Below are 20,228 nucleotides of genomic sequence, written 5' to 3'. Positions count from 1 at the left end.
AAGAAAAGGGCGTGTTGTGGTACGCCCTTTTTTGTTGGTGGATTTAGTCGAGCAGTTTGGCGGCATCTTTATCCAAGTACCATTCGGTAATACCATTTTTCGCCTTAATTTTTGCCGCAGGGTAGGGCAGGTTTTCGGCAGAGGTTGTTTGAATTTCCCTTAAAATATCGGCTTTACTTGAACCGGTTACCAAATAGGTGATGCGTTTTGCCTGCTCAAGCAGTTTTGCCGTTTTAGAAATCCGAAGCTGACCGCTTTCAGGGTGTTTGGCAATCACGGCTAAATTCGGATCGGCAAAATCCGTTTGATGAGGGAAAAGCGAGGCGGTATGTCCGTCCGTCCCCATACCGAGAATAATCCAATCGAACTGCTGATTCGGCACGCAAGCGGTCAGTTCCTGCGAAAATCTTGCAAGCTCTTGTTCTACATCATCTTCCCCACGGATACGGTGAATATTTTCTGTTGAGATTTGAATATGATCGAACAGCAATTTCTGCACTTCACCATAATTACTCTCCGGATCGTGCGGCGGCACCATACGGTCGTCCCCCCACCAAAAATGGAGATTTGCCCAGTTAATACCCGTGATATATGGCGCTTGCGCCAAGGTTTTAAACAACAACTTCGGCGTACTGCCGCCCGATAGCGAAATATGCACCGCCCGATTTTGACGGCTATACAGTTGCAACTCTTGTGCAATTTTTTCCACCGCATTTTGTGCAGTGGGGAAGATTAGGGTGTTCATTATTAGTCAAAACCATTAAAATATTAATAATTGTAGAAAGAATTCCTATTTTTTAATTTATGTTACTATGTAATTTCAGTTAGTTTTTTTCTTCTAGATTTAATATATTCAATCAATTTCGTTGTCGTATCTTTACGTTCAAATAATTTACGATCGCCTATTTGTTTTTCGGCTCCACCATCTTCCAAGTTTAAATAATCCTCTATTAATCCTAATATACCATTTAGAGTTTCGTTACATTTTGTTTCATCAAGTAAATATTGTTCAATGGTTTCACTATTTTGATTAGATCTTTTATCAATTTTATTTTCAATACTATCACTATTACATAAATAGTATTTTATTAACATAATAATATGCCATCTTGCTCTTCTATATTTTTTCCCCAACTCATTATTTTGGATAAACCTGTCTACTCTATACCAAGCTAATCCACTTACATAGTATGGATTTAAATAATTTATATCGCTATCTTTAAATAATAGACCTCTAGTTCTTTTTTCTACTTTACCATATTGTCCAGAAACCTCATGAGGTAAATCAAAAAATAATGCAGATGCGGATTTTATTTGAGATGGTATATTTACTATCTTAGTTTTTTGTATACTATCATCCCTATATTGTTCAGTTCTTCGTTCATAGTATAAATCAAACTTATTTGAAATTCTTTTAGTATTGTAGAATTCTTCTAGTGCTTTTTGTACCGAAGATAAAGCAGCTAGCTGCTCAGGCTTTAATTCTGTCTGGCTGTTAGTTGCCTTGATAATTTTATGTTTAGTATCTTCATCTTCTGTTGCAATTAACCTTATAGGCAAATATATTTCATCCTTATTACTGATTTGAGAAAGGGATTCAAAAATTACATTACTAGTTTGACATCCATTTACTATTTGATAATTTGTTAGAGTTAGTTCTTCGGAATTCAATTTTATTTCATCACAAATAATTGTTATCCCATTGTTTAATAGTCCAAACAAATAACTTTTTTTATCTAATAGTTGTGTTTTCATATTAGAGTTTACTTCTATTTTCTCATTAGAACCTAAGTAATATCTTATATTATCATCGAAAATTCTCTTTCTTAGAGAAAGCTTATTATCTTCTTCTTCCGTTAAAATTTTAATAAACTCCTCTAATTTGATTAATCCATAATATCCACTTTTTACTTTATTATCTGGATCTTTAGGATACGGAATAGGCTGTTTTGTTAATGTAATCGACACTTCTAGTTCGGAGGTAACCTTAGAGTGTAAAGTCATAATCTCTTTTATCCCAATGAATTCTGGCATTACAACTTCATCAAATAAATTAAGATCATTAAGCCCATTAATACCTATATCTAACTCATCTTTCAGATGTACATCTTTCAGATCTATTTCTTTTGGAGATAGACATATAAACTTCATGTGTAATGATGGTTGATTTTTGAATTTCGAACTTTTTGAGTAAATGTATTTTGCTACTTCCCAAAAAGATTCTAGCTCTTTTATTGAACATGTATCAAAGTTAAAAAATCTACGTATACCTTTAAGAAAATCTCCTATTTCATTGCGATTATATTGGCTAGATGTTTTAATTTGAGTAAAAAAGAATTCTACATCAAATTTTTTGGTGCTTTCTATAATAGAATCAATATCATCAATATTAGTTACTAATCTATCGGCAATAAAAATTGCAATACCATCAATACCAAAAGCTGTTCCTGTATCCATATCTTCATAAGTAGCATTAGGATCATTCGTGTATCTAGCTAGTATTAAGCTATTTATGTATTTTTCAAAGATGGTATGTTGATCTAGTGAGTATGGTTCTCCTATCTCATGTTGATAAATGAAATTTCTCACATAAGCTTCAATTATTGGATGATTTATTTTTGTAACTTTATTCATGGCTAATTTCCATATAAAATAATTTTATTTATATTTAAAACAACTTGTATCAGGGCTAATTCAACGCTACTCTCGCATTTCTAAATAACCGCATCCAAGCGCCGTCTTCTTTCCAGTTTTCCGGGTGCCAAGAGTTGCTGACGGTGCGGAACACACGCTCTGGGTGTGGCATCATAATGGCGACTCGTCCGTCTGCGTTGCCGATAGCGGTAATGCCCTGTACCGAACCGTTCGGGTTGGCCGGGTAAACTTCGGTTGGTTGCAGGTTATTGTCAATGTATTGCGCAATCACCAAGTTCTGTTTTTGCAAATTCGCAAGCTGATCTGACCGCTTGAACTCCACCCGTCCTTCGCCGTGGCTGACAGCAATAGGCATATGTGAGCCTGCCATTCCGGCGAACCAGTGTGAGTGGGTGTCGTTGATTTTCACCAAGCCGACCCGCGCTTCAAAGCGTTCCGATTTATTACGCACAAAGCGAGGCCAATTTTCCGTGCCCGGAATAATTTCCGCAAGGTTTGAGACCATTTGGCAGCCGTTACATACACCGAGGGCAAGGGTATTCGGGTTGGCGAAGAATTGGCTAAACTGATCACGCAACATTGGGTTAAACAAAATGGATTTCGCCCAGCCGCCGCCTGCGCCAAGTACATCGCCGTATGAGAAGCCGCCACAAGCGACTAACGCATTGAAATCTTTCAGATTTCGTCTGCCTGCGATGAGGTCGCTCATATGCACGTCAATCGCATTAAAGCCGGCACGGTCAAACGCCGCTGCCATTTCATAATGGCTGTTTACGCCCTGTTCACGTAAGATAGCAATCGTCGGTTTGACCCCTTTGTTGATAAACGGGGCGCAAATATCTTCGTTAATGTCGTAGGTTAAATGGGCAGATAACCCTTTGTTATGCGGATCTTTTTTCGTTTCAAACTCTTCATCGGCACATTCCGGATTATCACGCAAACGCTGCATTTGGTGGGTCAATTCCGCCCAAATTCCACGCAATTCGGAGCGTTTTTCGCTAAGTAATTTGCGCGTGCCGCGGGCAATTTCAAAGCGATCTTCCGCCACCACTGCCCCCAATTCTTTGGTATGGGCAATCAGATTATGCGCTTGTAGCACATCACGCACGGCGGTTAATTCACTGTCAGCCACTTGAATCACTGCGCCTAATTCTTCATTGAACAGTACGCCCAAGTCGTCATCGCCTAAGGCGCTGATGTCCACTTCCACTCCGCAGTGTCCTGCAAATGCCATTTCGGCGAGCGTAGTGATTAAACCGCCGTCCGAACGGTCGTGATAGGCAAGTAATTTCTGTTGTGAAACAAGGACTTGCATTGCGTTGAAGAAGTTTTTCAACGTATCGGCATTGACTACGTCTGCCGGTTTGTCGCCCAGTTGTTTATACACTTGCGCCAAGGCGGTTGCGCCCAAGCGGTTTTTGCCTTCGCCGAGGTCGATTAACAATAGACGAGTTGCGCCTTTATCGGTGCGTAATTGCGGGGTAACGGTTTTGCGAACGTCTTCCACACGGGCAAAGGCACTGATCACCAATGAGAGCGGGGCGGTAACGGTTTTTTGTTCGCCGTTTTCCGTCCAAGTGGTTTTCATTGACATTGAGTCTTTACCCACCGGAATGGTGATGCCGAGGGTTGGGCAAAGTTCTTCGCCGACAGCTTTCACTGCTTCGTAAAGCCCTGCATCTTCGCCGGCGTGTCCTGCTGCCGACATCCAGTTTGCCGAGAGTTTAATCCGTTTAATGTCGCCAATGTCGGTTGCAGCAATATTGGTGATTGCCTCGGCAACCGCTAAACGTGCAGATGCTCCGAAGTCTAATAAGGCAACCGGTGCCCGTTCGCCCATTGACATTGCTTCGCCGTGGTAGCTGTCGAGGCTGGATGTTGTTACCCCGCAGTCTGCGACTGGGATTTGCCACGGGCCGACCATTTGATCCCGTGCTACCATTCCTGTTACCGAGCGGTCGCCAATGGTGATTAAGAAGGTTTTTTCCGCCACAACCGGTAAGCGTAACACACGGTGGAACGCCTCTTTTAAGTTGATCTCTTCCGTTGCAAGCGGTGGGTTTTGCACGGTTTTTGACGAAACTTCACGGTGCATTTTCGGGGTTTTACCGAGCAATACGTTCATCGGCAAATCGATCGGGTTATTGTCAAAGTGGTTATCGTGCAGAGTGAGGTGCTTTTCTTCGGTCGCTTCGCCGATCACGGCAAAGCAGGCACGCTCACGCTCACAGATTTCGGTGAATAGAGGTAATTTGTCCGGTGAAACGGCTAACACATAGCGTTCTTGAGATTCGTTACACCAAATTTCGAGCGGCGACATTCCTTTTTCATCGCAGAGAATATCACGCAGCTCAAATTTACCGCCCCGTTCACCGTCGTGAACTAATTCCGGCATTGCGTTGGACAAACCACCCGCCCCGACATCGTGGATAAATAGAATCGGGTTATCTTCGCCCATTTGCCAGCAGCGGTCGATCACCTCTTGGCAGCGGCGTTCCATTTCCGGATTTTCACGTTGAACGGAAGCAAAATCCAAATCTTCTTTCGATTTGCCCGATGCCATTGAGGACGCAGCCCCGCCACCTAAGCCGATGTTCATTGCCGGCCCACCTAGGACAATCAATTTTGCCCCAACCGGAATTTCGCCTTTTTGAACGTGTTCGGCACGGATATTGCCGATCCCGCCCGCCAGCATAATCGGTTTGTGGTAGCCACGCACTTCCTCGCCGCCGAAGCTGTTTACTTTTTCTTCATAGGTACGGAAATAGCCGAGCAATGCAGGGCGACCAAATTCATTGTTGAATGCGGCTCCGCCGAGCGGGCCTTCGATCATAATATCCAACGCAGAGGCGATACGGTTCGGCTTGCTCATTGGATTTTCCCACGGCTGCTCAAAGTTCGGTACAAGTAGGTTGGACACGGAAAAACCGGTTAAGCCGGCTTTCGGTTTTGCGCCTCGCCCCGTTGCGCCCTCATCACGGATTTCGCCGCCCGAACCGGTTGCCGCCCCCGGAAATGGTGAGATAGCAGTCGGGTGATTGTGGGTTTCCACTTTCATCAAAATATGCGCATCTTCATTATGATAGCGGTATTGCCCGTCTTGGTCGGGGAAGAAACGCCCGACCGTTGAGCCTTCCATCACTGCCGCATTGTCTTTGTAGGCGGAAAGTACATAATCAGGGGTTTTCTCGAAGGTATTTTTAATCATTTTGAAGAGGGATTTATCCTGTTTTTTGCCGTCGATCGTCCAGTCTGCATTGAAAATTTTGTGGCGGCAATGCTCCGAGTTGGCTTGGGCGAACATATACAGCTCAATATCGTGTGGATTACGGTCCAGTGCGGTAAAGTTTTCCACCAAATAATCAATTTCATCTTCGGCAAGTGCCAAACCTAATTCGACATTCGCCACTTCTAAGGCTTTGCGTCCCCCGTTCAGAATATCCACACAGGTGAACGGTTTCGGCTCTTGTTGAGCAAAGAGCGCATCGGCTTGTTCAGGGGCATCTAATACGGTTTCTAACATTCGGTCATGTAGCAAACCTTTTAAGGTGTCGAGTTGCTCGGCAGTCGGTTGAGCGGAAAAATCAAAGTAGTACGCCAAGCCACGCTCAATGCGATCAACGGCGGTTAATCCGCAATTATGGGCGATATCGGTTGCTTTGGACGACCACGAAGAAATCGTGCCGATACGCGGGGTAACGATGAGGCAAAATCCGGTCGGTTCGTGCTCTTCAAGGGTTGGCCCGTAGTGTAAAAGTTCTTGAATTTTAACGGTTTCGTCTGCTGCAAGCGGTCGGTTTAACGCCACAAAATGCAAATACTCGGCATAAACGGATTTCACCGGTAATTGCTGTTTTTCGAAAGTATGGGAAAGCTGGGTTAAACGAAATGCGGAAAGGGCAGGTGAGCCGCGAAAAGTTTGTACAGTCATTTGATGATTCCGTAGATGAAAAATAGAAATTTGGCGTTAATTATAACGGATAACGCAAACGTTTGCATTGTGAAATTTAACGATGTCGAGGTGGGGAAGTGAGATGCTTTTTGATTTGGATCAAATTAACTCGGTGCGTGAGGCAGATTTTTTTGATATTTCGAGTGCATAGCGTCAAAATACACGCTGTTTGATGATTATTTCAAACGCTAAATTTATTTAATTTTTCATTCAAAAGGTAGCTTATGAGCCTATTACAACAAACTGATCCTGCTCGCCGCCGTTATGGCTTGGCGATTTTTATTGGTGTGATTGCCGGTATTATTTCGGCGTTTGTGAAATGGGGAGCGGAGCACCCGTTTCCGCCACGCAGCCCGTTTGATTTTTTTGCCGCAGCCTGTCAAGACCCTTCGCAAGCGATTGAAGTATGTTCCCGTGCCTTCTTAAACCCACCACACGTTTTTTTGCGTGATTATATCGGGATTGACCCGACTGAAGAGGCGTTTATGTTTGCCGACCACGCTTTTAACTGGATTGGTGTAACCCATATGATTTTTTCATTGGTTTTTGCTATCGGGTATTGCGTCGTGGCGGAAATTTTCCCGAAAATCAAATTTTGGCAAGGCATCGGCGCAGGAATTATTGCAAACATCTGCGTGCATTATATTACCTTTCCGGCATTAGGTTTAACGCCGCCGGTAGCAGAGTGGCCATTGTATGAGCATATTTCCGAATTGGTCGGGCATATTTTTTGGTTCTGGACGATCGAGGTGATCCGCCGCGATTTGCGTAACCGCATCACCAAGCAGCCGGATCCGGAAGTGTCGCTTGAGCACGCCTCTCGCTAATTGTTAGTGAAGCAAAAAGGCTGTGGAGAAATCCCGGCCTTTTGTTTTTGGTATAGGCTGTATGCAAATGTTGCAAAAGGCATCATTCTGACTAGGAACTGTCCAATCATTACTTTTTTTCAAAAAAAAATTTGACTTATTTTGCGAACCTAGTAATATGCACGCCCACAGACACAGTGAGTGGTGAGATGGCCGAGCAGGCTGAAGGCGCTCCCCTGCTAAGGGAGTATGGGGTTAAAAAGCTCCATCGAGGGTTCGAATCCCTCTCTCACCGCCATTTACTTTATCACGCACCCGTAGCTCAGCTGGATAGAGTACTCGGCTACGAACCGAGCGGTCAGAGGTTCGAATCCTCTCGGGTGCGCCATTTTAATGGTGTTCCAACATAATAAAGTCAATACACTGTTTCTCCCAAATCTGCACCCGTAGCTCAGCTGGATAGAGTACTCGGCTACGAACCGAGCGGTCAGAGGTTCGAATCCTCTCGGGTGCGCCATTTCAAATATCAGATCTTATCGTTCAACAGTTTCTCAAATAAGATTTCATCAAGCGAATTTTATGCTGACCTTTGCACATCAAGAACATATCCGAACTTACTATTCCGATACCCGAAATATTCATTTTCAACTGCCGAATTTAACCCAAGATTGCCATACGCAAGTGTGTATTATCGGCGGCGGTTTTTTAGGCCTTTCGGCAGCCTTAGAGTTGGCGGAAAAAGGCAAAGAGGTAGTGGTTATTGAAGGGGCGAGGGTCGGTTTTGGGGCATCCGGACGCAGCGGCGGGCAAGCCATTAACGGCTTTGAAGACGGCATTGATGAATATATTGCGCAAATCGGCTTGGAGAATGCCCGTAAGTTATGGGAAATGTCCCTCGAAGCGCTTGATATTATTGATGAGCGCATCAAAAAATACCAAATTCAGTGCGATTGGCAGCGGGGCTACGCCACCCTTGCGTTAAATGAACGCCGACTAGACGACCTGATTGCGATTGAACAAGCCAGTCGCAATATCTTTGGCTACCAACATATGCAGCTATGGGATAAAACCAAAGTCGAGCAGCACGTTGGCAGCCGTATTTACTGCGGTGGCTTGTTTGACAGCCAATCGGGTCATCTGCACCCGCTCAACTATTGCTTAGGTTTAGCCCAAGCCTGTCTTAAATTAGGGGTAAAAATCTATGAACATACCCCCGCACTCAAATTAGAGCCTTGCGGTAAGTCGGTCAAAATTACAACACCGGAAAGTGTGATTACCGCACAAAATGTGGTGTTAGCCACCAATGCCTACATTGATGCCAAATCGAATAAGCACATTAGCGGTAAGCTGGCGCGCAAAATTTTACCGGTTGAAAGTTTTATTATTGCGACTGAACCTCTAAGTCAAGCCCTCGCCGACTCGGTCATCAACAACGGAATGTCGGTGTGCGATAACAATATTTTCTTGGATTACTACCGCTTGAGTGCCGATAATCGTCTCCTTTTCGGGAGCGATTCCAGCACCAATGTTGATATGGTGGCAAAAATGCGGCGGAATATGCTGGATGTGTTTCCGCAGTTGGAAGATGTCAAAATTGATTACGGTTGGGGCGGCCCGATTGATATGACGATCAACTCTGCGCCGCACTTTGGGCGCACTCAACCTAATATTTATTTTGCACAAGGGTTCTCCGGACACGGCGTAGCACTGACCGGTTTGGCAGGACGCATTATTGCCGAAGCGATTGAGGGGAATGACGAGCGGTTAGCAGTATTTGAAAATCTGAAAATCCCAAGCCTGTTCGGTGGGCATTTTGTGAAAAAAATGGCACTGAAAATCGGCACGAATTACTATAAGTTTTTGGATAAATACCGTTAAACAATCTATTGTGAAAGAGTACAAAAAGCCGATATTATATAGCAAATGCACAAGAATAGACATTTTAACAGAATGTAGGGACACACTGCGTGTGTCCTTTGTAAAAATCAAATTATTTCAATAGGTTAAAATCCGGACACACGCAGTGTGTCCCTACGAGTGAACAAAAAAACAACTTTGTGCAACTGCTACATAATATTGCAAAAAGCGGGTAGTTTGCCCGCTTTTTTTACGAAATTGTGTAGCAGTTGCAAACACGGAGATTTTATTTCGGTCGTAGCGATATACAGAGTGTGTCTAATATCTCTCATTTCAATGGTTTATAGAGGGCGTTTAGTACGCCTCCATTTTTATGTTGTGCGTAGCGAGCCATCATATTTCTTAAGGCGGTTTAGCTTGCGGTGCGTTGGCGGACAATCTCAAACAGGCAGACACCGGTGGCAACGGACACATTTAAGGACGATACCGAACCTGCCATTGGGATACTGACTAATTGATCGCAATGTTCGCGGGTGAGTCGCCGCATTCCTTCGCCCTCTGCGCCCATCACCAATGCAATTGCACCGTTTAATTTCGTTTGATATAGGTTTTCGCTGGCTTCGCCTGCTGTGCCGACAATCCAAATCTGGCGAGCCTGTAATTCCCGCATTGTACGGGCGAGGTTGGTTACCCTGATCAGCGGCATCGTTTCGGCTGCACCGCACGCCACTTTGCGGGCGGTGGCGGTCAGTTGGGCAGATTTGTCTTTTGGCACAATCACGGCATCAACCCCTGCCGCATCGGCTGTGCGTAAACACGCCCCTAAATTATGCGGATCAGTTACCCCGTCTAAAATAAGCAACAATGGCGCAGATTTGGCGGCTAAAATCGTATCCAAATCATTTTCGTTCAGTTCTTTAGCGGGCATAATGCGGGCGATGATCCCTTGATGTACCTCGCCTTGAGCTTTATTGTCCAAGGTTTGACGGTTCACCTGTTGCACTGCAATGCCGTAGCGTTGCAGCGCCGTGAGTAGCGGGGTAAGGCGTTTATCTTCCCGCCCTTTTAGGACGAAGACCTCGATTAAACGTTCCGGCGCATTGTCTAAGAATGCTTTAACGGCGTGGATACCGTAAATTTGTTCGCTCATTTGTGTTCCTTATTTTGTCTGACAAGCGGTCGGTTTAAGGGGAAAATTTGCAGTGATGGTCTGCGGACGCGCGTTCTGCCTCCCTGCAATGTATCAACATTTATATTCGTGTTTTTGCAAATTTTCTGTGAAAACTGACCGCTTGCGTATTAGTGTTCCCGTGTTTTAAAGAAGGTAACGTCCGGATAACGCTCTTGGGCAAGGTTGAGATTAACCATTGTCGGCGCAATATAGGTGAGGTTATCGCCACCGTCTAAGGCTAAATTCTGTTCGTTTTTGCGTTTAAATTCCTCAAATTTTTTCGCATCATTGCACTCAACCCAGCGGGCAGTTGCCACATTTACCGTTTCGTAAATCGCCTCTACGTTGTACTCGGTTTTTAAGCGGGACACGACCACATCAAACTGTAACACCCCAACCGCGCCCACGATTAAATCGTTGTTAATTAACGGGCGGAACACTTGCACCGCCCCTTCTTCAGAAAGCTGTACCAATCCTTTTAGCAGTTGTTTCTGTTTGAGTGGATCTTTTAGGCGAATGCGGCGGAATAGCTCCGGCGCAAAGTTGGGAATACCGGTAAATTTAAGGTTCTCGCCTTGCGTGAAGGTATCGCCGATTTGGATCGTGCCGTGATTGTGTAAGCCGATAATATCGCCGGCGTAGGCTTCTTCGGCGTGAGCACGGTCGCCCGCCATAAAGGTGAGTGCATCGGAAATGACCACCTCTTTGCCGATCCGAACGTGTTTGAGCTTCATTCCCTTTTCATATTTGCCCGAAACGACACGCATAAACGCCACCCGATCCCGATGTTTCGGATCCATATTGGCTTGAATTTTGAACACAAAGCCGCTGAATTTTTCTTCGCTGGCGGCTACGCTACGCACATCGGCTTGGCGGTCTTGCGGGGCAGGCGACCACGCCGTTAAACCGTCTAGGAAATGATCTACCCCGAAATTGCCAAGCGCCGTGCCGAAGAAGACCGGCGTGAGTTCGCCTTTTAAGAATGCGTCCAACTCAAATTCATTGCTCGCCCCTTGCACTAATTCCAGTTCATCACGCAGTTGCTGGGCAAGATCGCTGCCGACCGCATCATCAAGCTCGGCACTGTTTAACCCTTTGACAATGCGGACATCTTGAATTGTATGCCCCTGCCCGCTTTGGTAAAGATAGGTTTCGTCTTTGGCAAGGTGGTAAACGCCTTTGAACAATTTGCCGCAGCCGATAGGCCAAGTGATTGGCGCACAGCGGATCTTCAGCACGCTTTCCACTTCGTCCAATAATTCCATCGGATCACGAATATCACGGTCGAGCTTGTTCATAAAGGTTAAAATCGGGGTATCACGCAGGCGGGTAACTTCCATCAATTTAATCGTGCGCTCTTCAACCCCTTTTGCCGAGTCAATCACCATTAGGCAGCTATCGACGGCGGTGAGGGTGCGGTAGGTATCTTCCGAAAAGTCTTCGTGCCCCGGTGTGTCCAACAGATTTACAAGGCAATCGTTATAGGGGAATTGCATCACGGAGGTGGTAATGGAAATTCCCCGTTGTTTTTCCATTTCCATCCAGTCAGATTTAGCGTGAGCGGTTGAACCCTTGCCTTTGACCGAACCGGCTTTTTGAATGGCATTGCCGTAGAGCAAGACTTTTTCGGTAATGGTGGTTTTACCGGCATCGGGGTGAGAAATAATCGCAAAGGTGCGTCTTTTATTCACTTGTTGTGGGTAATCGTTTAAAGACATTCTATTCTCTTTATCTTTGAAAAATGGCGACTATTTTCCCCGATCTGTGCAAAGATAACAACCAAGATTGGCGAATTATGCTACACTTTGCACACTTTTCACTTCAACTGACCGCTTGCAAAAGGAGAGAAAAATGAATTGGTTTATTTATGCCCTGAAAAACAGTTTTAATTTCAAAGACCGTGCTAGACGTAGAGAGTATGGGTGGTTTATTTTGATAAATTTCTTGATACAACTGGCTTTAGGTATTATTCAAGAAGCTAGTAAATACTTAAACCTAGAAGGTATAAGTCTGGTGCTTAGCACTATTTTTGGTCTCTTCACCTTAATACTATTTATTGCAAATATCAGTGTTACCACACGCCGTTTGCACGATTTAGGCTATTCAGGTTGGTGGCAACTTTCTCCATTTCTATTAGGCTTGATTATTTCCCTGATCATTCTATTTGCCAATTTTGAAGGTTCTGGAGATTCAAGCGGTCTAATTATATTTGGTATTTTCTATTTTATTATGATTGCTGTTTATCTCATTTTTAGCTTATGGCTTATTTTTAAAGACGGGCAACCACACACAAATAAATATGGTAAAAGCCCGAAATATGATTCGGATACGCCAGATGAAACATCACCGCCAACTCAATTAGTGGCATAAAATAGTCAAAACAAAGGGGGCGGTCTCGTCCCCTTTTTCGTGTTGAAATTATTCTACCGTAACTGCTTTGGCTAAGTTTCTCGGTTGATCCACATCAGTGCCTTTAATCAGGGCGATATGGTAAGAGAGTAACTGTAACGGCACGGTGTAGAAAATCGGGGCGGTAACTTCGTCCACTTTCGGGCAGACCACCGTCTTAAAGCCTTCGCTTTCGCTAAAGCCGGCATCGTGATCGGCGAACACATAAAGCTGCCCGCCTCTTGCCCGCACCTCTTCAATATTCGATTTCACTTTTTCCAACAGATCATTTTCCGGCGCAACGACAATCACTGGCATATCGCTGTCAATCAGCGCAAGCGGGCCGTGTTTTAATTCACCGGCGGCATAGGCTTCGGCGTGAATATAGGAAATCTCTTTGAGCTTTAATGCCGATTCCATCGCGATTGGGTAAAACTCACCACGTCCGAGGAACAGTGTGTGGTGCTTGTCCGCAAAATCTTCGGACAGTTTTTCGATCGCTTTATCAAATACTAATGCACTTTCAATTTGTGTTGGCAGGCGTTGTAAGACTTGAACAATATGCTGTTCCTGCGCTTCACTGACTGTGCCTTTTAAGCGACCAAGCGCTACGTTTAACAACAATAAACAGGTTAATTGGGTGGTGAACGCTTTAGTTGATGCTACGCCGATTTCGACGCCCGCTTTTGTCATAAAAGCGAAATCCGATTCGCGTACAAGGGACGAGCTTGCCACGTTACAAATTGTCATTGCCGACATATAGCCCGACTCTTTCGCTAAACGTAATGCCGCCAAGGTATCTGCCGTTTCGCCGGATTGAGAAAGTGTGATCAATAAGCTGTTCGGGCGGGTAACAAATTTGCGATAACGGAACTCGGAGGCTATTTCCACATCGCAGCTTACCCCTGCAATCGACTCAAACCAATAACGTGCAACCATACCCGCATTATAAGACGTACCGCACGCCACAATTTGAATATGCTCAACGCGTTTTAGGATAGCCTCTGCGTCTTTGCCGATAGCATCAATCACTACTTTGTCATTGTGAATACGACCTTCAAGGGTATTGCGGATCGCCACCGGCTGCTCAAAAATCTCTTTTTGCATATAGTGGCGGTATGGGCCTTTATCCGCCGCATCGGCTTCAAAGTTACCCTCGTGGATAGCTCGTTCGACTTTACTGCCATTTTGATCGTAAATCTCGACACTGCGGCGGCTGATTTCAGCCACATCGCCTTCTTCAAGGTAGATGAAACGGCGGGTAACGCTAAGCAGTGCCAGCGGGTCGGAGGCGAGGAAGTTTTCGCCCATTCCCAAGCCGATCACTAACGGGCTGCCGGAGCGAGCCACCACCAAATGTTCCGGCTCGTTTTGGTTCATTACCACCGTACCGTAAGCACCACGCAGTTGTACAACGGTTTTTTGTACTGCTTCCAATAGCGTATCGGCAGAACGGAGTTCCCATTCGACTAAATGCGCAATCACTTCCGTATCGGTTTGGGATTGGAAAACGTAGCCCCGTTGTTGCAGGGTTTCTCGCAATTCCTCATAGTTTTCGATGATACCGTTGTGTACCACCGCAATGTTGCCGGAACGGTGCGGGTGAGCATTGGTTTCGGACGGCTCGCCGTGGGTCGCCCAGCGGGTGTGGGCAATACCCGTCCCGCCTAAAATCGGCGATTGTGCTAGGGCATCGTCTAAGGCTTTTACCTTGCCGACTCGGCGGACAATTTGCAGTTCGTGGTCGGCATTCAGCACCGCCACCCCTGCGGAGTCGTAACCCCGATATTCTAAACGGTGTAAACCGTCCACTAAAATTTCTGCGACATCACGTTGCGCGACTGCGCCGACAATTCCACACATAATTGCTTTTCCTTTATAAAATTAAAATAGATTAACAAGCGGGCGGATTTTCGCTGTTTTTTGCGATAATCACCTTCACCCCTTGCTGTTCGAGACAGGATTTCACTTCGTCAGACAACTCATCATCGGTAATCAGTTTGTCGATTTGTTGCCATTCAAGTTCGATATTGGGCATTTTTCGCCCGATTTTTTGGGATTCGATCAACACGATCACCTCACGGGAAACGTCCGCCATTACTTGACTTAGCCCGACTAACTCGTTAAAGGTAGTTGTACCCCGTGCGAGATCGAGGCTGTCTGCGCCGATAAACAGTTGATCGAAATCGTAAGAACGCAACACTTTTTCTGCGACTTTGCCCTGAAAGGATTCGGAGCGGGCGTCCCAAGTGCCGCCGGTCATCAACACGGTCGGTTCGCACTCCAAAGCGGTCAATTCATTGGCGAGGGCGAGGGAGTTAGTCATCACCACCAATCCGGTTTGATCGAGCAGTTTGACTAATGCCCCCGTTGTGCTGCCGCTGTCAATGATGATACGGTTGTGATCCCGTATCTGTCGGAGCGCTGTTTGAGCGATGGCTAACTTTTGTTTCGAAAGTTTTTCTTGCGTTTCATCATTCAACTCGGACGGCATTTTGATAGCACCGCCGTAACGACGCAGTAAAAAACCGCTTTCTTCTAGGGCGGTTAAATCTTTGCGGATCGTTACTTCAGAGGTTTCAAACAGGTTGGATAAGTGCTCCACACTCACTTCGCCTTCAGACTGCACTAAATTAGCAATGAATTGGCGGCGCTGTTGTGTGTTTCGTTTCGACATATTTATTGATGATTTATCTTTCGTTTCGAAAATTTGTTGCGGATTATAGCGGGAAAAGATCGGAAAGAAAAGCGAAAATAGCAGGCAATAAAAAAGGTGGCTATTGCCACCTCAAATTTACGCATAAATTATTGATTGTTTTGTACGTAGTCAATCGCAGATTGAACGGTTGTGATTTTTTCTGCTTCTTCATCAGGAATTTCGATATCGAATTCTTCTTCTAAAGCCATCACAAGCTCAACAGTGTCAAGTGAATCTGCGCCTAAATCTTCAATGAATGAAGCTTCAGGTTTCACATCTTCCGCTTTAGCACCTAATTGATCAACGATGATTTTTTTTACGCGTTCTTCAATGCTCATTTTGTGTTTCCTATGTAAAATTCGCCTAAATGCGAGAGTTAAACAGTGTAAAGAAAATTCCTCTAAATTCAACCTCTTTTGGCAGAAGTCAAACCAGATTACGCTTTTCCCCACACCTGAACTAAATCGTTTTGCTCAGCAGCGGAGCGAAAAAGCGACCGCATTCTACCACAGAAGACGGCAAATTATCCATAGGGGATTTTTGATCGAACGCCAATTTTGGCTTGATTTCCCGATACAAGCGGTCAGATGCGGCAAATTTTTTGCAAATGCGAAAATTGTTTGCCGATCCTCGCTCATTTTGTTTTAGAATAAGCCGATTTTCCGAATTTATACGGCATTTTTAATTTGATGAAACAGGACACACAATGCGTACAAGCCAATATTTATTCTCAACCTTAAAAGAAACCCCGAATGATGCCCAAGTAGTCAGCCACCAACTGATGCTGCGTGCCGGAATGATCCGCCCCCTCGCTTCCGGTTTATACAACTGGTTACCGACGGGTTTGCGGGTATTGAAAAAAGTGGAAAACATTATCCGTGAAGAAATGGATAAATCCGGCGCGCTGGAAGTGGAAATGCCGGTGGTACAGCCGGCGGATTTATGGGTGGAATCGCAACGTTGGGACGACTACGGCCCCGAGTTATTACGGTTTAACGACCGCGGCAACCGTGCCTTTGTGCTTGGCCCGACACACGAAGAGGTGATTACCGATTTAGTCCGCCGTGAAATCAGCTCATACCGCCAATTGCCGCTCAATTTATACCAAATTCAAACCAAATTCCGTGACGAAGTACGTCCACGTTTCGGGGTAATGCGCGGGCGTGAGTTTTTAATGAAAGACGCGTACTCGTTCCACACCAGCCGCGAATCGTTGCAAGAAACCTATGACGTAATGCACCAAACTTACAGCAATATTTTCAGCCGCTTAGGGTTGGATTTCCGCCCGGTTGCAGCGGATACCGGCTCGATCGGCGGCAGTGCCTCGCACGAGTTCCAAGTATTAGCCCAAAGCGGTGAAGATGACGTGGTATTCTCGACCGAATCCAACTATGCGGCGAATATTGAACTCGCCGAAGCAATTGCCGTGGGAGAACGTCAAGCCCCTACGAAAGCACTGGAATTGGTGGATACGCCGAATGCAAAAACCATTGCGGAATTGGTCGAACAATTTAGTTTGCCAATCGAAAAAACGGTTAAAACCCTGATTGTGAAAGGATCGGACGAAAACCAACCGCTTGTTGCGTTAATCGTGCGTGGCGATCACGACTTAAATGAAATCAAAGCCACCAAACTGGCGGAAGTTGCCGAGCCGTTTGCCTTTGCCGATGAAGCAGAGATTAAGGCAAAAATCGGGGCGGGCGTTGGTTCGCTCGGGCCGGTAAATCTCAATATTCCGATGATTATTGACCGTTCCGTAGCCTTAATGAGCGATTTTGGTGCGGGCGCAAATATTGACGGAAAACACTATTTCAACGTGAACTGGGAACGGGATGTTGCCTTGCCAAAAGTGGCGGATTTACGCAATGTGGTCGAGGGCGATCCGAGTCCGGACGGCAAAGGTACGTTGCAAATCAAACGGGGGATCGAAGTCGGGCATATTTTCCAGCTCGGCGATAAATATTCCCAAGCGATGAATGCGACTGTACAAGGCGAAGACGGTCGTCCGCAAACCTTAATTATGGGCTGCTACGGCATCGGCGTAACCCGTGTGATCGCTGCCGCAATTGAGCAGCACTACGACGAACGCGGCATTATTTGGCCGACCGATGAAATTGCACCCTTTACGGTCGCGATTGTGCCGATGAATATGCACAAATCAGAAAAAGTGCAGGCGTTTGCCGAGGAACTGTACCGCACTTTACGCTCCCAAGGGGTAGAGGTGATTTTTGACGATCGCAAAGAGCGTCCGGGCGTGATGTTTGCCGATATGGAATTGATCGGCGTGCCGCATATGATCGTCATCGGCGAGAAAAACCTCGACAACGGCGAAATTGAGTACAAAAACCGCCGCCACGGTGAAAAACAGATGATCGCTAAAGATCAGATCCTTGATTTCATCAAAGGGCATCTCAACGCTTAATTTGCAAAAAATGCTTCAAAAAAGACCGCTTGCAAGCGGTCTTTTTATTTTGGTTTTGTGTAAATCAGTAAATCGCACCGTCGGCTATGTGGAGATCGGTCTCTTTGGTTAACGTTGTTTGAATAGCGATTTGAATCCCTTGCACTAAGGTATCCAGTGCCATTGTCGGCGCGTTTCGGTGTCGTACCCCCTGTTCCAATAAAAATGGAATATGGATAAAACCGCCTCGGCAGTTCGGGGCATTTTTCGCCAAATAATCCAATAGCCCGAACATCGTGTGGTTGCACACATAGCTCCCTGCCGATAGCGATAATGCGGCAGGTATGCCGGCGGTTTTGAGCGCTTGTACAATCGCTTTGCAAGGAAGCGTAGCAAAATAGGCGTTCGGGGCATTCGGCACAACCGCCGTATCAATCGGCTGTTGCCCTGCGTTATCGGGAATGGTTGCATCATTTAAGTTGATTGCTACCCGCTCTATTTGTAAATTCGCTACACCCCCTGCCTGCCCGATACAGATCACGACATCGGGCTGAATAGCTTCAATGTTGGCGAACAGTTCGGTTAAAGCACGGTCAAACGCGCAGGGCAGTTGTACAGCCACTACATTCTCACTCTGTTCTGCGACCACTTTTGCTACTTCCCAAGAGGGATTGATCGGTTCGTGGTTAAACGGCTCAAAGCCGGTTAAAAGGACTTTTTTCATAGGCATCATTTCTGTTTACATTAAATTAACTTTTGTGCTAGTTTATTGAACAAATTATAACACTAACAGGAGCGAACGAATGAAAAAGACAACATTTTTACTGACGACACTGACTCTGCTTATCGCGGGGCAATCTGCCACCGCTGCTGTTGTGCCTGAGGGGGTTAAGCTGAGAGCCAAGCAGGAAATTGTGATTAACAACGGCGCAGAACCTGCCTCACTCGATCCGCATAAAGTGGAAGGTATTCCCGAAGCGGTGATTATCCGCCAACTGTTTGAAGGGCTAGTGGTTCGAAATCAATTGGGCAATATCCAAGCAGGTACGGCAACAGAATGGCACAGCAACGAGGATTTTACCCAGTGGACATTTAAACTTAGAGAGGCAAAATGGTCTAACGGCGATCCGCTTTCTGCCGATGATTTTGTGTATGCGTGGCAACGGTTAGCCGATCCTAAAACTGCCTCACCCTATGCGAGTTACCTTGAAAAGCTCAAACTCAACCACGCTACCGACATCATCAACGGTAAAAAATCTCCCACCGAACTGGGTATTCAAGCCTTAGACGCTCACACTTTACAGCTCAATTTAAGCTTGCCCGTGCCGTATTTGCCTGCAATGTTAGTGTCTCACGCCCTTGTGCCGATACATAAAGCGAGCGTGAACAGATTTGGCGATAAATGGGTTGAGGTCGGGCATTTTGTCGGCAATGGCGCTTACACGCTTGCCGAGCGAGTGCTAAACGAAAAATTGGTCTTTACGCGCAATACTCACTATTGGAACGACAAAGAAACGGTGATCAACAAAGCGACCTTGCTTTCACTTGCGTCTGCCAATGCCGATGTCGCGCGCTACCGAGCCAACGATTTGGATATGACAAGCACCAGCATTCCTGCCGATCTTTACCCCAAACTCAAGGCAGAATTAGCCGATCAACTCCACACCACCCGTACCATTGCCACCTACTTCTATGCGTTTAATAATGCCAAAGCACCGTTTAATGATATACGGGTGCGTAAAGCGTTAAACCTCGCACTGCAACGAGACATTATTACCGATAAAGTGCTGGGAATGGGGCAAACGCCCACCTACACTCACACACCGAATTATATTGGTGAAGGGGAGAAAATTCAGCCGCCCGCTTATGCCAAATTGTCGCAAGCAGAACGTAATCAGCAGGCGATTGAATTGCTTAAAGAGGCAGGCTTTGATAAGAAAAATCCGTTAAAATTCAACTTGTTATATAACACATCTGAAAATCACAAGAAAATTGCGATTGCAGTGATTTCAATGTGGAAAGCGAATACTAACGGCGCGGTGCAAGTTTCGTTGGAAAATCAGGAATGGAAAACCTTTTTGGGTATATAACTCGGTGAATGTACGCTTGGTGAAACCTTATGTCAAAGGCTTTACCACCACCGATCCGCAGGATTATTACTATATTCGCAATCTCTACTTAACCGAATAATCGGTTTTGCAACATAATCATCTAAAAAGACCGCTTGCAAGCGGTCTTTTACGTTGAGTTTTTGGCGGTATTATGTAGCAAATGCACAAAAATAGACATTTTAACGGAAT

At 45.6% G+C, this 20,228-nt stretch carries 13 protein-coding genes, 3 tRNA genes and 1 pseudogene; 8 read left to right on the top strand and 9 right to left on the bottom strand.

Features of this window, described 5'->3' with window-relative positions; translation table 11 throughout:
• Positions 1-43: 43 nt before the first annotated feature.
• From pgl to purL, 3 genes are all read right to left on the bottom strand, one after another.
• Complete coding sequence (gene pgl / locus RO21_RS07920) at positions 44-745, bottom strand: 6-phosphogluconolactonase (protein WP_047977259.1); 702 nt, start codon at positions 743-745, stop codon at positions 44-46.
• A gap of 65 nt (positions 746-810) precedes the next feature.
• Positions 811-2,634, bottom strand: coding sequence for an AIPR family protein (locus RO21_RS07915; RefSeq protein ID WP_047977258.1), 1,824 nt, complete (start codon positions 2,632-2,634; stop codon positions 811-813).
• Positions 2,635-2,689: 55 nt separating this feature from the next.
• Positions 2,690-6,586 (bottom strand): phosphoribosylformylglycinamidine synthase, encoded by a 3,897-nt coding sequence (gene purL / locus RO21_RS07910; RefSeq protein WP_047977257.1) that lies wholly within the window; start codon positions 6,584-6,586, stop codon positions 2,690-2,692.
• A gap of 245 nt (positions 6,587-6,831) precedes the next feature.
• Here purL and RO21_RS07905 point away from each other — a divergent pair, with 245 nt between their 5' ends.
• The 5 genes from RO21_RS07905 to RO21_RS07885 all read left to right on the top strand — a co-directional run bounded on the left by RO21_RS07905 (position 6,832) and on the right by RO21_RS07885 (position 9,291).
• Positions 6,832-7,434, top strand: coding sequence for a YagU family protein (locus RO21_RS07905; protein ID WP_047977256.1), 603 nt, complete (start codon positions 6,832-6,834; stop codon positions 7,432-7,434).
• A gap of 182 nt (positions 7,435-7,616) precedes the next feature.
• A tRNA-Ser gene (locus RO21_RS07900) sits at positions 7,617-7,711 on the top strand.
• 13 nt (positions 7,712-7,724) lie between these two features.
• Positions 7,725-7,801 (top strand) — tRNA-Arg (locus RO21_RS07895).
• 52 nt (positions 7,802-7,853) lie between these two features.
• Positions 7,854-7,930: transfer RNA gene (locus RO21_RS07890), tRNA-Arg, on the top strand.
• A gap of 62 nt (positions 7,931-7,992) precedes the next feature.
• A complete protein-coding gene (locus tag RO21_RS07885) occupies positions 7,993-9,291 on the top strand; it encodes an NAD(P)/FAD-dependent oxidoreductase (protein WP_047977255.1) in 1,299 nt (432 codons plus the stop codon).
• 391 nt (positions 9,292-9,682) lie between these two features.
• Here RO21_RS07885 and rlmB read toward each other — a convergent pair whose 3' ends face one another.
• Together rlmB and prfC are read right to left on the bottom strand one after the other, a co-directional pair.
• Complete coding sequence (gene rlmB, locus RO21_RS07880) at positions 9,683-10,420, bottom strand: 23S rRNA (guanosine(2251)-2'-O)-methyltransferase RlmB (protein ID WP_047977254.1); 738 nt, start codon at positions 10,418-10,420, stop codon at positions 9,683-9,685.
• A gap of 149 nt (positions 10,421-10,569) precedes the next feature.
• Entirely contained in the window at positions 10,570-12,159 is a 1,590-nt protein-coding gene (gene prfC / locus RO21_RS07875) for a peptide chain release factor 3 (RefSeq protein ID WP_047977253.1), read from the bottom strand.
• Positions 12,160-12,292: 133 nt separating this feature from the next.
• On the opposite strand from prfC, the gene RO21_RS07870 reads away from it, so the two are divergent.
• Positions 12,293-12,811, top strand: coding sequence for a DUF805 domain-containing protein (locus RO21_RS07870; protein WP_047977252.1), 519 nt, complete (start codon positions 12,293-12,295; stop codon positions 12,809-12,811).
• A gap of 48 nt (positions 12,812-12,859) precedes the next feature.
• Here the strand turns inward: RO21_RS07870 and glmS are convergent, their stop codons facing one another.
• The 3 genes from glmS to acpP form a co-directional block, all read right to left on the bottom strand.
• Complete coding sequence (gene glmS, locus RO21_RS07865; protein ID WP_047977251.1) at positions 12,860-14,692, bottom strand: glutamine--fructose-6-phosphate transaminase (isomerizing); 1,833 nt, start codon at positions 14,690-14,692, stop codon at positions 12,860-12,862.
• A 31-nt stretch (positions 14,693-14,723) separates the two neighbouring features.
• Positions 14,724-15,506, bottom strand: a complete 783-nt coding sequence (locus tag RO21_RS07860) for a DeoR/GlpR family DNA-binding transcription regulator (RefSeq protein ID WP_047977250.1) — start codon at positions 15,504-15,506, stop codon at positions 14,724-14,726.
• 128 nt (positions 15,507-15,634) lie between these two features.
• Positions 15,635-15,865: an acyl carrier protein gene (gene acpP / locus RO21_RS07855; protein WP_006249478.1), complete on the bottom strand. Its 231-nt coding sequence runs from the start codon at positions 15,863-15,865 to the stop codon at positions 15,635-15,637.
• 368 nt (positions 15,866-16,233) lie between these two features.
• Here acpP and proS point away from each other — a divergent pair, with 368 nt between their 5' ends.
• On the top strand, positions 16,234-17,949 hold the full coding sequence (proS, locus tag RO21_RS07845; protein WP_047977248.1) for a proline--tRNA ligase: 1,716 nt from the start codon (positions 16,234-16,236) through the stop codon (positions 17,947-17,949).
• A gap of 64 nt (positions 17,950-18,013) precedes the next feature.
• Here the strand turns inward: proS and pcp are convergent, their stop codons facing one another.
• Entirely contained in the window at positions 18,014-18,652 is a 639-nt protein-coding gene (gene pcp, locus RO21_RS07840) for a pyroglutamyl-peptidase I (protein ID WP_047977247.1), read from the bottom strand.
• A gap of 79 nt (positions 18,653-18,731) precedes the next feature.
• On the opposite strand from pcp, the pseudogene RO21_RS07835 reads away from it, so the two are divergent.
• Positions 18,732-20,118: pseudogene (locus RO21_RS07835) on the top strand (ABC transporter substrate-binding protein).
• The last annotated feature ends 110 nt before the right edge of the window (positions 20,119-20,228 follow it).

Origin of the sequence: Muribacter muris (assembly GCF_001038205.1) — a bacterium.
Taxonomy (GTDB): domain Bacteria; phylum Pseudomonadota; class Gammaproteobacteria; order Enterobacterales; family Pasteurellaceae; genus Muribacter; species Muribacter muris.
This window is presented reverse-complemented; position numbering and strand designations above follow the sequence as displayed.

Excerpts from the sequence above, each read along its gene's own strand:
- pgl (WP_047977259.1), bottom strand. The coding sequence starts at position 745 with ATGAACACCCTAATCTTCCCCACTGCACAAAATGCGGTGGAAAAAATT.
- RO21_RS07915 (WP_047977258.1), bottom strand. The coding sequence starts at position 2,634 with ATGAATAAAGTTACAAAAATAAATCATCCAATAATTGAAGCTTATGTG.
- purL (WP_047977257.1), bottom strand. The coding sequence starts at position 6,586 with ATGACTGTACAAACTTTTCGCGGCTCACCTGCCCTTTCCGCATTTCGT.
- RO21_RS07905 (WP_047977256.1), top strand. The coding sequence starts at position 6,832 with ATGAGCCTATTACAACAAACTGATCCTGCTCGCCGCCGTTATGGCTTG.
- RO21_RS07885 (WP_047977255.1), top strand. The coding sequence starts at position 7,993 with ATGCTGACCTTTGCACATCAAGAACATATCCGAACTTACTATTCCGAT.
- rlmB (WP_047977254.1), bottom strand. The coding sequence starts at position 10,420 with ATGAGCGAACAAATTTACGGTATCCACGCCGTTAAAGCATTCTTAGAC.
- prfC (WP_047977253.1), bottom strand. The coding sequence starts at position 12,159 with ATGTCTTTAAACGATTACCCACAACAAGTGAATAAAAGACGCACCTTT.
- RO21_RS07870 (WP_047977252.1), top strand. The coding sequence starts at position 12,293 with ATGAATTGGTTTATTTATGCCCTGAAAAACAGTTTTAATTTCAAAGAC.
- glmS (WP_047977251.1), bottom strand. The coding sequence starts at position 14,692 with ATGTGTGGAATTGTCGGCGCAGTCGCGCAACGTGATGTCGCAGAAATT.
- RO21_RS07860 (WP_047977250.1), bottom strand. The coding sequence starts at position 15,506 with ATGTCGAAACGAAACACACAACAGCGCCGCCAATTCATTGCTAATTTA.
- acpP (WP_006249478.1), bottom strand. The coding sequence starts at position 15,865 with ATGAGCATTGAAGAACGCGTAAAAAAAATCATCGTTGATCAATTAGGT.
- proS (WP_047977248.1), top strand. The coding sequence starts at position 16,234 with ATGCGTACAAGCCAATATTTATTCTCAACCTTAAAAGAAACCCCGAAT.
- pcp (WP_047977247.1), bottom strand. The coding sequence starts at position 18,652 with ATGAAAAAAGTCCTTTTAACCGGCTTTGAGCCGTTTAACCACGAACCG.